This is a genomic window from Psychroserpens damuponensis (assembly GCF_000826655.1).
GTDB lineage: Bacteria > Bacteroidota > Bacteroidia > Flavobacteriales > Flavobacteriaceae > Psychroserpens > Psychroserpens damuponensis.
This window is the reverse complement of record NZ_JXJO01000017.1, coordinates 133,454-149,035: the sequence shown is the minus strand read 5'-3', so window position 1 is coordinate 149,035 and position 15,582 is coordinate 133,454. Positions and strand designations below refer to the sequence as shown.

At 31.9% G+C, this 15,582-nt stretch carries 18 protein-coding genes; 16 read left to right on the top strand and 2 right to left on the bottom strand.

Annotated features, from left to right (window positions below; genetic code table 11):
• The first annotated feature begins 74 nt into the window (after positions 1–74).
• From TD29_RS09425 to TD29_RS09380, 10 genes are all read left to right on the top strand, one after another.
• Complete coding sequence (locus TD29_RS09425; RefSeq protein WP_052467056.1) at positions 75–809, top strand: DUF3784 domain-containing protein; 735 nt, start codon at positions 75–77, stop codon at positions 807–809.
• 17 nt (positions 810–826) lie between these two features.
• Positions 827–1,966, top strand: coding sequence for an FAD-dependent monooxygenase (locus TD29_RS09420; RefSeq protein ID WP_040280306.1), 1,140 nt, complete (start codon positions 827–829; stop codon positions 1,964–1,966).
• Between the two features lie 194 nt (positions 1,967–2,160).
• Positions 2,161–2,349, top strand: coding sequence for a hypothetical protein (locus tag TD29_RS09415; protein WP_040280305.1), 189 nt, complete (start codon positions 2,161–2,163; stop codon positions 2,347–2,349).
• Positions 2,350–2,405: 56 nt separating this feature from the next.
• Complete coding sequence (locus TD29_RS09410; RefSeq protein WP_040280303.1) at positions 2,406–3,239, top strand: RteC domain-containing protein; 834 nt, start codon at positions 2,406–2,408, stop codon at positions 3,237–3,239.
• Positions 3,240–3,513: 274 nt separating this feature from the next.
• Positions 3,514–3,792 (top strand): helix-turn-helix domain-containing protein, encoded by a 279-nt coding sequence (locus TD29_RS09405; protein ID WP_040280302.1) that lies wholly within the window; start codon positions 3,514–3,516, stop codon positions 3,790–3,792.
• A 6-nt stretch (positions 3,793–3,798) separates the two neighbouring features.
• On the top strand, positions 3,799–4,338 hold the full coding sequence (locus TD29_RS09400) for a hypothetical protein (protein WP_040280301.1): 540 nt from the start codon (positions 3,799–3,801) through the stop codon (positions 4,336–4,338).
• 26 nt (positions 4,339–4,364) lie between these two features.
• Positions 4,365–5,027 carry a P-loop NTPase family protein gene (locus TD29_RS09395; RefSeq protein ID WP_040280300.1) on the top strand — a complete coding sequence of 221 codons (663 nt, stop codon included), beginning with the start codon at positions 4,365–4,367 and terminating at the stop codon, positions 5,025–5,027.
• Between the two features lie 124 nt (positions 5,028–5,151).
• Complete coding sequence (locus TD29_RS09390) at positions 5,152–5,484, top strand: type II toxin-antitoxin system RelE/ParE family toxin (RefSeq protein WP_040280298.1); 333 nt, start codon at positions 5,152–5,154, stop codon at positions 5,482–5,484.
• A gap of 13 nt (positions 5,485–5,497) precedes the next feature.
• Positions 5,498–6,595, top strand: a complete 1,098-nt coding sequence (locus tag TD29_RS09385; RefSeq protein ID WP_040280297.1) for a HigA family addiction module antitoxin — start codon at positions 5,498–5,500, stop codon at positions 6,593–6,595.
• 21 nt (positions 6,596–6,616) lie between these two features.
• Entirely contained in the window at positions 6,617–7,771 is a 1,155-nt protein-coding gene (locus TD29_RS09380; RefSeq protein ID WP_084203429.1) for a beta family protein, read from the top strand.
• An 8-nt stretch (positions 7,772–7,779) separates the two neighbouring features.
• On the opposite strand, the gene TD29_RS17890 is transcribed toward TD29_RS09380, so the two are convergent.
• Both TD29_RS17890 and TD29_RS09370 read right to left on the bottom strand, forming a co-directional pair.
• On the bottom strand, positions 7,780–8,556 hold the full coding sequence (locus TD29_RS17890) for a sce7726 family protein (protein ID WP_052467055.1): 777 nt from the start codon (positions 8,554–8,556) through the stop codon (positions 7,780–7,782).
• 188 nt (positions 8,557–8,744) lie between these two features.
• Positions 8,745–9,380: an N-acetylmuramoyl-L-alanine amidase family protein gene (locus tag TD29_RS09370; RefSeq protein WP_040280295.1), complete on the bottom strand. Its 636-nt coding sequence runs from the start codon at positions 9,378–9,380 to the stop codon at positions 8,745–8,747.
• Positions 9,381–9,566: 186 nt separating this feature from the next.
• On the opposite strand from TD29_RS09370, the gene TD29_RS09365 reads away from it, so the two are divergent.
• From TD29_RS09365 to traM, 6 genes are all read left to right on the top strand, one after another.
• Positions 9,567–9,854 carry a hypothetical protein gene (locus TD29_RS09365; protein ID WP_040280294.1) on the top strand — a complete coding sequence of 96 codons (288 nt, stop codon included), beginning with the start codon at positions 9,567–9,569 and terminating at the stop codon, positions 9,852–9,854.
• A gap of 270 nt (positions 9,855–10,124) precedes the next feature.
• Positions 10,125–12,527: a TraG family conjugative transposon ATPase gene (locus TD29_RS09360; protein WP_040280293.1), complete on the top strand. Its 2,403-nt coding sequence runs from the start codon at positions 10,125–10,127 to the stop codon at positions 12,525–12,527.
• Positions 12,528–12,571: 44 nt separating this feature from the next.
• Positions 12,572–13,141, top strand: a complete 570-nt coding sequence (locus TD29_RS09355) for a conjugal transfer protein (RefSeq protein ID WP_040280292.1) — start codon at positions 12,572–12,574, stop codon at positions 13,139–13,141.
• Positions 13,141–13,980 (top strand): hypothetical protein, encoded by an 840-nt coding sequence (locus tag TD29_RS09350; protein WP_040280290.1) that lies wholly within the window; start codon positions 13,141–13,143, stop codon positions 13,978–13,980. Before TD29_RS09355 ends, TD29_RS09350 begins: the two co-directional genes overlap by 1 nt.
• 13 nt (positions 13,981–13,993) lie before the next feature.
• Positions 13,994–14,608: a conjugal transfer protein TraK gene (locus tag TD29_RS09345; protein WP_040280288.1), complete on the top strand. Its 615-nt coding sequence runs from the start codon at positions 13,994–13,996 to the stop codon at positions 14,606–14,608.
• Positions 14,598–15,575: a conjugative transposon protein TraM gene (traM, locus tag TD29_RS09340; RefSeq protein WP_040280286.1), complete on the top strand. Its 978-nt coding sequence runs from the start codon at positions 14,598–14,600 to the stop codon at positions 15,573–15,575. The genes TD29_RS09345 and traM overlap by 11 nt, the downstream gene beginning before the upstream one ends.
• Positions 15,576–15,582: the final 7 nt, after the last annotated feature.

Sequence of the window (15,582 nt, the reverse complement as noted above, 5' to 3'; positions counted from 1 at the left end):
GAAAAGTAATTTTATTAGTAATCTTTGGAGTAGTTATGTTTCTAACAAAAAAACATTAGTTAAAATTAAAAACAATGGACATAGTAAATATACTTGTTGGAATTTTTATGATTGGAATAGGCTTCTTGGTAAAATCATCACCAAATCTAATTGCTGGTTATAATGCTATGTCTTGGGAAGAAAAACAAAACGTTAAAATAGGTAAACTATCAACATTTATTCGTAATAGTTTTATTGTAATGGGCACAACAATAGTGCTTGGTTACTACGCTTTTAAGCATGTAGGTTTTTTACTGCTAGCCGACTCAATGATTCTTATAATTACCTTATCTGGAGTTGCTATAATGATTATAAATGCTAAAAAATTTGACACTAATAAAAAAGCTAAAAAGACACAAACTTTAAACAATATAATACTTGCTTTTGTAGTATTGCTTTTAATTTACCCTATTACTTATGGTATAACGCCATCTAAAGCAATTATTACGAATAAAACTGTTACATTTTCTGGGTTATACGGATTAAAAATACCAATTTCCGATATAAAACATATAGAATTAACGGATAAAGTGCCTAGTATAAATTATAGAACTAATGGGTTTAGTTTGGGGAAAATAAGTAAAGGCGAATTTATACTTAAAAACTTTGGAAAATGCCATCTATTAATTAATTCAAGTTATCCTCTTTACATTATTATTTCTACAAAGAACAGAGATAAAATAATTCTAAATTTTGAGGATAATGAAGAAACAGAAAAAAATTACTATAAGATTAAAACTGCACAACAAATAGAAATAGATAGGCTTTAATTAAACATATTCAAATTATGGATAAATCAAAAAAAATAACAATCATCGGTGCAGGAATTGCAGGTTTAACCACAGCAATTGCCTTAAAACAAAAGGGGTTTCAGGTTGAAATATATGAAAGTACAGAAAAATTTAAAGATGTAGGTTCAGGAATTAATCTAGCCATTAATGCAATGCAAATCTTTAAAAGATTAGGTATTTATGAAGATATTCGTACTAACGGACATCATACTAAATCCATGAATATAAGAAGCCAAAAACTTGGGTATTTGGCAAAAGCCAGTCTATTAGATTTTGAAGCAGATTACAACGTTCAAGCGGTGGCAATACATAGAGCAACATTACATAAAATTTTACTCAAACACATTGGTGACACAAAAATTCATTTGAATAAAAAGTTGAAATCCATAATTAAAGATAAAGATAGTACAGTACTTGCATTCGAAGACGATACAGTTCGCTTTACAGATATTGTAATTGGTGCAGATGGTATTCATTCAGCAGTTAGGAAGTCTATTTTTAGAGACACATCCTTAAGAGATGCAAAACAGATATGTTGGAGAGGTATTTCAACTATAAAAATAGATTCACAATTCAACAATGAACTTAATGAAATTTGGGGACAAGGTACACGATTTGGGTTTGTTCATATTAACGACCAACAAGTTTACTGGTTTGGGCTTATGGATAAGAATATGTTTTATAAGAACAAACCAAACGTATCATCGGTTTTTGCCAATTATCACCCTACAGTTCAATCAATCATTCAACATACACCTGAAGAAAAAATCATTCAAGGAGAAATTTGGGATTTACAGCCATTAGAAAAATGGTATAAAGATACCGTTTGTTTGGTAGGCGATGCATGTCATGCCACAACACCAAATCTTGGGCAGGGTGCAGTCCAAGCCATAGAAAGTGCTTATGTTTTAAGCAACTGTTTAAGTAAAGAGCAAAGTCTTGAAACCACTTTTGAAACCTACCAAAGCATTAGAATAAAAAAAGCAAGACACGTAATCGATACAAGTTGGAGAATAGGTAAACTGGCTCAATCAAATAACAAAATAGTATGCTTGATTAGAGATTTTTTAGTAAAACTTACACCAAGTAAAGTCATGAAAAAACAAAACGCAAAAGTGTTTGAATTAGATTATTAATCCATTATCGAAAAGAAACCTTCAAAAAAAATAAGAATAGTTCAATGTATAGAGCTATAAATAATGCTAATATTTTTACATGTCAAGTGTAGAAACATAAAACCCTGTGCCATAAGGGTGAACGCTGGTAGTTTAGGGTTGGGCTAATCAAGTTTGATTCTATTCTACTGGTTTTCATAAAAATTAATGACAAGATGGAAGATACCTTAATATTAAAAATCAACAAGAACCAAGAAATAACAAATCTTAAGTACGTAAAGTTTTATCAAGAAAACAATCAGAATATTGCCGTTTTGATAGATAGCAAAGGATTTGAGATAACTAAAGGTTATGGAAGTTCACTAATTGACGCTATTAATGATTTGCATCATAATTTGGTTTAGTAAACATAGTCTAAAACATTATTGTATTAAAGCTCAAATATTTAACCTTTTTAGAATTGAAAAAAATTATAGAAAACTTAAATGCCGAAATCAATGTAATAGAACTTGATAATAATGATATTCATCTTAAAGCAGAGAAAGGTATAAAAATCACTAAAGGTTATCTTGAAAAGATGAAGAAAACCGTTAAACAAAAAGGCTTTAAAACAAAAAATGCTGAAATAGAATTTTTTAAAGAAACGAAGCCACTGGTATATAGTAAACTTATATATTATATCAAACTTCTCAGTATAGAAAGCAAACGTCCTCGTGGTAGCAATAAATCGCAGATAAAATATTTCAATTTACACATAGAAAAATTACAGACTTTTTTCAACGAAAACTTAGACTTTTATCACTATTACAGAAGACAATCTACTGCTTTTGATGAACAATATTTTATTCGCGGAAAAGCAGATTTTCGTTTATTTCCAGATAATTTTCATTGCTTAACAGACGATGAGTTTTCCACGAGTCACGATAGCACAGTCGCTATTATATTGGCTTATGATTTACTTATTGTCTATCTTAAACAAGAAATTGATAAGTTGGAAAACACTAGCGTAAATCTAAATTCTTTTCACCTTCAAAAAGAATCGAAGATAGTTTGGACAAGTCAAAAAGTGAACCTGATTGAACTCATCTATGCACTTCATTGTACAGATGTTATCAATAACGGCTCTGTCGATATTAAAGATATCGCCCGAGTTACTGAACGCATTTTTAAAATTGATTTAGGAGACTATTATCGTGCGTTTCTCGAAATACGAATACGCAAAAAAGGGAGAACCAAGTTTCTAGACACACTTAAAGAAAGTTTAGAAAAACGAATGGATGAAATAGACGATTAAAAACACCCAAGATACCCAACTTGGGTATTTTGGTTTTTTTAGGCTACCACATTTTATTTGCTGTGTTTTGTTATTTAGAATCATTATACAAGCCATTAAATTATCAAAATTTAATTCATTGAAAATGAGTAAATAAAAACACCCAAGATGACTAATCTTGTGAATAAAACCCAATAAACCACCCCAATTTTGTAAAACGAAAGTCAAATCACGGTAAAGCCGTCATTTAAAAATTAAAAACCTTGACGGCTTTACTATTTTAAATCGTTTTACTATGGCTACAGAAATTATAACAACAGAAGACCTATATGAGTTTAAGGTGGAACTTTTAGAAGAAATTAAACAACTACTCAACCAGCAATCAGGTCAAGTTACTAAAAAATGGCTCAAATCACCAGAAGTTCGAGAACTTTTGGGTATTTCACCAGGTACATTACAAAACTTGCGAATTAATGGTACCTTACCTTATACCAAGGTCGGAGGTGTGCTGTATTATGATTATCAAGAAATCATGCAAGTCTTGGAGAAGAATAGGATTCATAACAAATTCTAATCTATTTTGGAAGACATCAATTACATCAAGCATCTTAATGCTGTATTTGTTCATATTTTCAAAGATTCTCGATTAAATCCAACGCATATTAGTCTGTATTTTGCTTTGTTTTATCTGTGGAATACTAACTTTTTTAGAGATGAATTTTACATTAATCGCGATGATGTAATGAAACTATCAAAAATTGGTTCGCGAACTACCTATCATCGCTGTATAAAAGAGCTGAATTATTGGCGGTATTTTGAATATTTGCCTTCGCACAATTCATTTCATGGAAGTAAAATTAGGATGTTCAATTTTTGTACAAGAGGTGGACAAGCAATGGACTCTAGCCAGACCAAAAATTGGACAAGCGATGGACAAGCGGTGGTATCTATAAACAAACATATACAAACAGTAACAAACCCAAAAAACAATAGCAAACCGAAAAATTTTAAAAATTCAAATTCTGAAAGTTCAAAAAACCAGAACAAACCTAACGAGGTTGACCAATATCAGGACAACCTAAAAACTACTACTGATAAAAATTACAACGAACCGCTATAATGCCATAATTGGCATTTGATAGAAAAATGAAAAACCAAACACCACATATCATAAAAGAGGGAAGCGATCAATACAAGCTCGGAGAACTAAATGGCAATCAAATCAATTATGATTTTGAAAAGATTCTTATATATCTCGATGCCAAAGGCAAATTATTGTTTGGTAACAAGTTCAAGATTTACAAAGAAGATAGAGATATAATCTATAAACTTTGTAACTATCAAATTAAAGATTATCAAGCCTGCAAAAAACTAAATATTGACCCAAAAAAGGGCATTTTACTTTCAGGCCCTGTCGGTTGCGGAAAAACCTCTTTAATGAAACTCATCCGACATATTACACCATACTATCAATCTTACGAAATGATACCTACACGCAATGTAACCTTTGCTTTTAATCATATTGGGTATAAAATCATTGAGCAATATGGCGACAACAGATTCTATTGTTTTGATGATTTAGGCATTGAACCAACAGGAAGATACTTTGGTAAAGACTGCAACGTCATGGGTGAAGTGATACTTTCTCGCCACGAGCTCTTTTTAAAATACAAATTTAAAACACATGGTACCACCAACCTTAATGCTGAAGAATTGGAAGAAAGTTATGGCAATCGTGTACGCTCTAGAATGCGTGAATTGTTCAATTTGATTGGGTTTGATAAATCTTCTATTGATAAAAGAAAGTAATTAATAAAAACTATTTGCTATCTAATTGGGTTTCAAGAAACTTTTAATAATCTAGGTTATTTTCAAAAATAAAATTATATTTGTAAAAATTATTACCCTTTTTCGGTAATAAATATTTTTATTAATGAAAATTGAGTATCAAAAGAATAAGCTAAAAAAGCAATTAAGTAGCGCATCGGAGATAAAAAGAAGCTTTGGTGTGAATGCAAAGAGAATATCTAGCAGATTGGATGACATTAATGCATCTCCAAATCTCTATGTTCTGATGCAAATACCGGCTGCTAATTGTCATAAGTTATCTGGAGATAGAGATGGAGAATGGGCATTAAATATATCTGCTAATCATCGCATGATATTTGAAATAACTCATAACCCGCTTCCAAAAAATGAAGATGGCTCTTTAGATACTAAATCCGTAACGGATATATGTATTAATGAAATAGTTGATTATCATTAGAAAAATTAAGATTATGAGCAAATTAGTAGATGAACGCGAACTTCTTTCTAAACCTGGCGATACTATATTGGAAACAATAGAACATATTGGAATGAGTCAGGTTGAGCTTGCAGAGCGAATGGGTAAAACGCCTTCTAAAATAAATGATATTATATCTAGCAAGGAGCCTATTACTTTGACAACTGCACTCCAACTGGAAAAAGTTCTTGGAATAGATGCACAGTTTTGGCTTAATAGAGAAATGTTATATCGTGAAAAATTATTAAGAATTGACCAAGAAGAAACATTAGAGAAATATATAGATTGGTTAAAAATACAGCCTATTAAGGAGTTGAAAGAATATGGTTATCTAAAAACGAAAAAAGTAAGTTCTGCAATGGCTGAAGAATGTTTAAAGTTTTATGGAGTTGCCTCGCCTGTACAATGGGAATCACTTTATGTAAATCAATATGCAGCATCTAGCTTTCGAAAAAGTGATGCGCATAAAATTACTTTAGGTGGTTTAGCAGCTTTTTTGAGAATGGGAGAAGTAGAAATGAGAAAGCTAAAATTGGGTTCATATAGTAAAGACACATTTAAAGAAGCGCTTAAAGAAATCAGAACAATGGTAAGAATTCATCCAGAAGATTTTGCTTTGCGTTTGCAGCAGTATTGTTCAAATGCTGGAGTTGCTGTTATTTTTACAGCAAATATTCCCAAAGCTCCAATTAGCGGTGTAGCAAGATGGGTAGGAGGTATTCCTTTAATACAGTTAACTGACAGATATAAATCTAACGACCATTTCTGGTTTTCTTTTTTTCATGAAGCTGGACATATTCTATTACATGGTAAAAAAGATGTTTTTATAGAAGATTTAAAAGAATATGAATTGGATACTAAAAAAGAAATTGAAGCAGATAATTTTGCTAGCAAATGGTTATTGCCAGAAAACATTACAGCAGAATTATCAGAAAATATTACAGAAAAAGATATAAGACAATTAGCACGTAAATATAATACACATGCAGCAGTTGTACTTGCACGATTACAGTACCTAGAAATATTACCATATTCGTTTGGTAACAAATTAAAACTTAAAGTTGTGTTAGATAAATATATTAATAGGAATTAGTTCTATTTTAAATGCAGAAGAATGAGTACATTATTAAAATACATGCCAATATTTAGGGTTCGACCACAAGAAACTAAAGTTTTAAAATCCTTTGATTTTGGCGAAAGAATATATCCCTGTCTTGAAATTGTTAAAGAACTAGATAGGGTGAATTCTGAAAAAAAAGAAAACCCTCAAATCTCGCTTTTTGGTTCAAAAAAGGAAAAATCCTTTGAAGATGTTTATATTCCAATTATTAAAAGTATTAAAGCTAATAAGGTTTTTATTGATTTACCGGTTCATCTCCCTCAAAGCAGAAACACAAAACCGCCAACACTACTTTTCTTAAGGACTATAGTAACAAATAGAGAGAAACGAACAGAGTATTTAAAGAAGTTAAAACCCGTTGCTTCTAAAATAATTCCCGTAATATCCTCATATCTACAGATAAACGGAGAGGGCGATTCTATTTCCCTACAAGAAAAAGAAATACGAAATGACTTTAAAACTATTGCTTTTAGGACTTTTATAGAAACTTTTCATCAGGACATTCAACAAATCAAAAAATCTGTAAAGCCATATGATTACATTATTATGGATTTTGAAAACAATGAGTTAGATAAAACAGATGGGGATATTCAAGATATTGTTGAAGATTTCAAAAATCTAAATTGTAACATTGTGATTCATCATAATCAAATTCCAGAAGATATAACAATGACTGGATTAAATCATGGAAACATGATAGATACTATCGATAATAGTCTACCCTACATATTTAAACAGTTTGCTGGTCATTGCTTTTCGGATTATGTAGGTATTAAAAAAGACAACATAACTAGCGGTGGTGTTATAAGTCCAGGTTTTCTTTTCTATGATGCTGTAACAAATAATTTCTTTGGATTTAGATATAAAAATGGAGGACATAAGAAAGGTGAAACAAAACCAGATTTAATAGAGTTTGAAACAACAATAGTTCCAGCAGTTATTGGTTCTAAATCCACAGAAAGAATGCAGTCAGATTCATTAGACTATTTAGGTGTTGGAAATAAAGGTTGGGAAATTATTTCGAACATTCAATTAGGTGAAAATAATGGAGGTGAATCTGGAAAGAGTCCTGCTAAATTCAAAAGAATTAGCATGGAGCATTATTTACACTGTATAAAGCTTAAAATTTCGAATGGAGATTTTGACTAAACTAAAAACTAAAGGTAATAAATATGGCAAGGTTCAATATTAGTATTGAAGAAAAATTGGACATCCATTGGAAATATTTCAGATTTATTTGTCCTCAAAAATTCCCACCTGTTTCGATATCTATTCTTTAATGTTTTTTTAAATCGACTATTAATGTCTTTAGCTGTTAGGCAATCTAAAATATTACTTATTTCACCTCGTGAATTAGGAAAGCTATTAACAAGCTCAGACTTGGTTAACAATTTTAATTGAACTTCAGAATCCATTTTTTCATTAAGTAATGCTTTTTTTAGTTTCTTATATTTTCCTTTTTCATAACTCCAAAGACCATAAGATTTGGGTAATATTTTTTTTGCTTTTTCAATATGCTTTTGGTCAATAACTAAATAGTTGTACTCAAATGCTAACATATAATCAGCCATTTGCTTGCTTAATTTAGATAAATTATCTAATTCTGATTTAATTTCAAAACTAGTGGTATGCCCATTTATAGTTAAAAAATCTAATCGACTATTGTTCACTTTAATTTCAAAGGCAGCTACAATGCTTTTTTTGTTTATGTAGTTTTGAAACAGTTTATACTTAAGTATTTCTTCTCCTTTATAATATTGAAAAAGAGTGTCATTTAGAAGTTTGTGTAGCTCATATTTTGAAAAGTTATCCAAACTTTTAGTTGGAAAAACATTTTTTAATGAAGTAGATAATTTTACAGAATAGTCTAATGCATTATAATTTTTTGCCAATGCATTTATTGTTTTTCCGTCTATATTTTTATCTAAATTCATCAAATGTTTTAATCGTTTGGATGCAAAATTATTATTGGCGCAAAATAAAATTATTTTACCGAAATAATGTAAAATATAAAATTAAACTCTTTTTTTATGAAAAAAGTATTTTTTCAATTGTCTAATTTCATAATGTAAAAATTTAAAAATCTCTTTCAAACTCTTCACAATTTCAACAAAAAACTCTTTCATAACCCCAGTTTTAAATAATTAGTAATTCCAAGCAATGCAGCCAAAGCCATAGCCCTAATGTTTTTAGTTTTCAAAAAATAATCCGCTTCATCGCTATTCGTCATAAATCCCAATTCAACAAGTAGAGCAGGATAATCACCAGCCTCTCGCAATACCTGAAAATCAGCAAACTTTACACCTCGCTTTTTAAAACCTAATTTTTGAGTGGCTTCATTTAAAATGGACAATCCTAAACCTATGGAAGTTTTGGTGTTTTCGCTATCCAAATTATGTATATACACTTCCATTCCTTTAGAAGAGTTTGAAGAAGCATTACAATGTAACGATACAAACACATCAGCATCTAAACGTTTTGCCAATCGACTTCTATCCGTTAAAGAAATTAATGTGTCTTTATAGCGAGTCAAAGACATATCAAATTGATTATTCAAAAGATTTTTATTAAGTCCTAAAATCTCGTTGGCAATTTTCAAAACCACATCCTTTTCTTGGATGCCATTTACACCAATTGCACCAGTATCACTTCCACCATGTCCAACATCAATCACAACCACTTTTTGCTGTGCAAAAACAAAGCACATTTGTAGCAGTAAAATAACAAAACTGACGTTTTTGAGTCGCTGGCTCTTCAAAAATTTTAAGGTTATCAACACAAGCACTTCAATTTTTCATATAATTTGATACCAATTCGCATCAAAGTGATATAATCCTAATTAAATTTTATTTTATTCACAATTTACTGATTATCAGTATTTTGAAATACAATATACAGTATTTTTCACATATCAAAATCAAACAAATTTTTAATCTATTTCGATATGAAAAAATCATTGTATCCAACCGCTTTTTTACTGCTTATTTCAAACGCTCTTTTTGCACAAATTGGAGGAATTGAAGATTCCGTTAACGATGTTTCCGATACCATCAGAACCATTTTTCCAATCATTTTGGGTGTCATTTTCTTAATTGGTTTCCTATTTAATGCAGGTCATTTCTTTGGTGAAAATGCCGATTTAAAAAAGGGAATCACTCGCGTATTGGTATTCGTACTCATTGCTGGTGCTGTAGTTGGAATATTTACCTATTTAATAGGAATCGTAGTATAATGAAGCGATTCGAAATCTATAAAAACATCAGAAAGCGAGCGGTGATTATGGGACTTCCCATTTCGCTGTTCGCCCTAATGATGACTTCGATTCTTGGCTCATTATTGTTGATCATTTTCTCGTTCAGTTTTGCCGTCATTATTTCGGTGTTTGCTATCAATTCCACGCTCTATATAGCCTTAACGCACATCACAAAACATCCTGCTTTACTACATATCAAAAAAATATTTCCTGTAACCATCAGCAACAAAAAAGAGAGTAATCTGTATTATGAAGAAAATTAATCTAGCTACATATCATCCCATTTTAAGCATTGAAGAACATGTTGTGTTTGCCAATAATGGGAATGTGGTTTTATGTTACAAAGGGGATTTGCCCGAAATCTATTCTTTATCCGAAAAAGACTTCGAGGACATTCATGGTTCGTGGTTTCAGGCTTTTAAATCTCTGCCTGTGAGTACCGTAATTCATAAACAGGATATTTATAAAAAAGAAGAATATTCGGCCTCACTATTACCTAAAAATGGCTTTCTAGAGAAAGCCACTTACAACTATTTTAAAGGTCGAAATTACATATCGCACACCTGCTATTTATACTTCATTCTTCCCTTTAATAAAGCCTTAAACGCTTCCAAATTCACTAATCCTTTTAGGAAAGTTGAAAAGGGTATTCATAAAAAGATGGACCACAATGTATCTGAATTTTTTACGTCAGTAGACGATGCTATTTCCTTTATTAATAATGGCAAGAAAGTAAATTTTAGTCCGCTTAAAGACCATGAAATTATTACACTTGCCAATGCTTTTTTTAACGGTTTTAATGATGGTTTTGATACCGATATTCAACTAAAAAAATCAAACATTGAAATTGGTGAAAACTATTTTGATGTACTGGCAATCAATAGTGAACTCTGTTTTGGAGATGTTGTGCAAAGTAGTAAAACTAATGACAAATTTACTTCAGATGATTTTGTGTTTCATCAAGGTTTTATTGATGGATTAGGATTGAATCTAAATGAAAATCATATTGTCAATCAAATCATTTATTTGGATGACAAGCATAAATGGCGAAAACTGCTAGATAAGAAAATTGAAGAACTCAACAAAAGTTCCAATTTCGGTACACAGAACAAAGTCATCTTAAAGAAGATTGAGGACATTGTTGCCAAAATCAATGAAGATGATAGTTCAAGAATTATTAGAGGGCATTTGAATATCATTTTTTGGTCAAAAAATGAAAACGAATTAGGGAGAATTGCATCCAAAATAAAGACAGAGTTTAAAGATCTCGATATTGTGCCCTATTATCCAAAAGGCGAAGAACGTAAAAACTATTTTCTGAATTCGTACTGCTGTTTTTCATCTAACTTTTCAAATGAAGATTTGTATGTAACCGATTTAAAACATGCACTCTGCTTATACCTCAATAACAGCAATTATAAATCGGATGAAGTCGGCATTATTTTTAATGACAGACAGCATAATATTCCTGTTTTAAAAGATGTTTGGGATGAAAAAAAGAAGCGTATCAAAGCCCGAAACTTTGCCATTTTTGCACCAACAGGCGAGGGCAAATCCTTTTTAGCAAATAACATTCTTCGCCAATATTTTGAGAGTAATGTTCGATTGGTGATTATCGATTTAGGTGGCTCGTATTCTAAATTCGCAAAACTTTATCCAGATGACCATATCATTCTTCGGTATGAACAAGGAAAAAACTTGGGGATCAATCCATTTTACATTGCTTCAAAAGAAGATTTAACACCAGAGCGTTTAGAAGATTTGAGTGTGTTTCTATTAGAATTACTCGCTTCAGGAACTGAAACTACCAAAGCTGAAGAAGTCGCTATAAAAAAAGTGCTTCGATACTATTATAAATCCACAAGTAGGAATTATTCCCTGGAATCTTTATACCAATTTGTAGATGCTAAAAAAGACACGCTGATTCAAGAACTGAAAATCCAAGAGGAATACTTCAGCATCTACAACTTTTTGCACATCCTTTCGGAATACGTGGATGATGGATTATACAGTTTCCTTTTCAACGTAAGCGAAGATCAAACTTATAAGATCGAAGACAAACGTATGATTGTTTTTGAACTTGACGAAGTCAAGGACAATAAAGAAATCTTATCTGTTATGTTGAAACTGATAAAATCAGCCATTCAACGCACGATTTGGCGTAACCGTTCCGAACGAGGTATTATCCTTTTTGATGAGTTTGCCAAACAACTCAAATTCGAAAATGTGTTGGAAAGTGTAGAATTCTATTACCAAGCCATACGAAAACAAAATGGAGCGATTGGCATTATTCTGCAATCTATAAATCAATTGCCTAACAATTCCACATCAGCCAGTATTCTTGAAAATACGCAAGTGGTGTATAGCCTTCGGAATGAAAAGGGTTATGCCGAATTGCAAAAACGCTTAAACCTTTCGAGCCACGATCTAAACCAGTTAAAATCCATCAGAAATAATTTAACTGGAGCAAGAAAGTACACCGAAATATTTATCAAAATAGGAAAAGAAAGCAACATTTTCCGTTTGGAAGTTCCAAAAGAAGTTTTCGCAGCATATCTAACCGATGGCAGTGATAGCGAGACCATAATGACCATTTATAAAGAAACAAATGATATGGAAAAAGCCATCAATGAATTTATTAAACAGTCATAGACTGTCATTAGAATAACAATTATTAATCTTTAAAATCAAAAATTATGAAAAAAATCATTTTTACAATTATGCTCATCGGCTTGGTGAGTTTCAAAGGAACAGCACAAGGAATGCCTGTGTATGACAACACCAATTTTATCAGTTTTGTCAAATCACTTTTAGAATCAGGTAAACAGACTTCTCAACTATTAAAAACTGTCAAGTTTTTAAAGAAGCAAAAAGAGAATATTGACAAGGTAAACAATGTGATAAAACAACTCAAAGCGGTTCAAGAACTCGCTAGGAATAATCAACGTCTTTATGATGTTGTACAGGGAGATTTACGTGAGATATTCAACTCGCCTTACATCAAACCGCATGAGGTTAATCGCATATCGGATTCTTTCAATGCCATCCTAGAAAACTCGATGGCAGGTTTAGAATACATAGACAAGATACTTTCTAGCGACAACCTAAAAATGACCGATGCTGAACGTGCCGAAGTACTAAAAACAAAGGAATTGGAATCTAAAGAAATGGTGGCAGAAATTGAAGCTAAAACCAGACGATACCGAGAGATTATAGCCTTTAGAGAAATGCAAGACAAAATAAATAACAGAGAAACCAATTACTAATGGCGGGCATTTTTTTAGGCATAGGATTAGAATATATTGATGCTGTTTTTACGACCATTAAGAATAGTGATTTTTCGCAGTACACTATTACTGGAATGAAAACTTTGGCTATTCTATTCTTCCTTATAAACATTCTAAAAAAATACAATGAAGGTGTTGCAAATAATGAGGGTTATACTTGGGGATTGACACCATCAGAGCTTGCAAAAAACTTTGCGGTCATCATTTTGGTCATTTTCTCAACACAGGTATTGGATGTTTTTGACACCATTTTAGTGGCTATCGAAACCCAATATCGAGACACGGCTCCTGCACTCCTTCCTTTGCAAATGCAAGATATTGATTTGGAACAGGATGTGGGTGCATTGGAAGCCGCCAAAAAAGCATTAGCAATGCTATATGAAGCATTGGTGACACCATTATATGGATTGAAAGTTTTGTCCTTTATCATGGCAATGTTTCTGTGGCTGTTAGATTTGTTTATCTATCCTTTATTTCTCGCAGAGCGTTTCTTTTTACTTGGGATTATGCAAGCATTTTTTCCGTTGGTAATTAGTTTGGCGGTGTTTGAAAAGTTTCGGTCTTTGGCATATAATTTCTTCAAATTGTACGCAGGAGTCTATATGCTGGTACCTGCCTTTTTTCTGGTTAATGTCTTTGTAAATAATCTCTATACCGAAATCAATACCAATTTCTGGGGAGACCTTTTTGGAACAGATTGGGGAAGTAACTTTTTTGCACCACTATTGCAGTTTGGTTCGATAGGATTTATTGTATTGCTAAAATTCAAACTCTATCGTCGTGCGACTTCTTTCGTTTTTAGGCTCTTTAGTACCTGATAAATTTTAAACAATGAAAACACCTTATAAAAATATTTACAATGTTTTGAAACTAAATCGCTTCATTGTTTTGGCTGTGGTTATTTCAGCGACAATTACTTGTATTGTTGCTGTTTTGATGACCATAAAACTTCACAAGGAAACGGTCAATAATGCTTTTGTAGTCAATGTTGATGGAAGTGTTATTCCTATAAAATTAGTGTCACAACAAGAGAATTTAGGCGTGGAAGTTTTGGCTCATTTACAGCTTTTTCACACCTATTTCTATCATATTGATGCTAGCAATTATGAAAAACATTTAGAGAAAGCCCTTTGGCTAGGGAATAGTTCTGTGGACAATCTTTATCGTCAGAAAAAAGCTGATGGTGTTTACAATCGAATACTTCAATATTCGCTGGTGCAACGTGTGGTGAACATTGATTCTAAAATTGACATTCAACAAGAACCTTATCGTTTTGAGACCACAACCGTTTTTGAAATCAATCGAGGGTCTATTGTAGACACATATGAATTGACAACTACTGGAAATTTGATTCATGTGGATAGGAACTTTCCGAATAACACCCATGGATTATTGATTACCAACTTTTTTGAAAACACTCTTAAAAAAATAACTGATGAAAATTGAAAAAAACAAACTCGTTTTTGTTGCAGTCATTATATGCGTGGTGCTTTTTATAGGCTCGTATGCTGTGATTATGATGGGCGAAGATAAAGATCCAACGATTGAAAACAATCAAATTCCTGTTCCCGAATTGGAAGATGAACAAAAGGAATACGAATCAAAACTTGAAGCCGTAGACGATTTGAAAGAGGTTAGAGAAACCAATGCACCAAGCATTTATGATGAACGCTTATTTGATTCTACAGGTTTGTATGATCCAGATTTATTGGATAAGCAAAAAATGCGGATGGTGGATAGCATTTATGAGCAAGGGCAAATTCGATATTCAACAAAAGAATTTGAGAATATCAACCCTAGATATAAGCCTTCAAAACCACAAGTCGAGGCTGAAAAAGATACCATAGATGAGATTGCTGAAAATGAAACCAAAGTTGCAGTAAAAGAACTTGGTTTGGAGCATCAACTGTTTTTTGCTTCGCACCCTATTGAAAATGAAAACATGAATTCACAAAACACGGATGCCTTTATTTATGTGCGAGTGGATGGTACACAGACTGTAAAAATTAATTATAGGTTGCAAATGCGTTTGACAAAGGATGCTACCATTTATGGACAACATTATCCCAAAAACACACCTATTTATGGGTTTGTTAGTTTCAAACCAAACAGAACCATGATAAGCATCGAGAATGTAAATCATCAACCTGTAAAACTAAAGGCATTCGATTTACAAGATGGTAGTGAAGGTATTTACGTAGAAAATAGTTTTAGAGCTGAAGCTACCAATCAGGTTATTGGTGATATGGTGGACGATATTAATATAACCGGTGTTCCGCAAGTAAGTGGTATTCGAAAAATATTTCAACGTAACCATAGAAATGTAAAGGTTACCGTAACCGATAATTATAAACTCATTTTAAAAACGCCAAAGCCATCGTTAAGCCAACTGTTTGGTAAATCGAATCATTAAAAGTCAA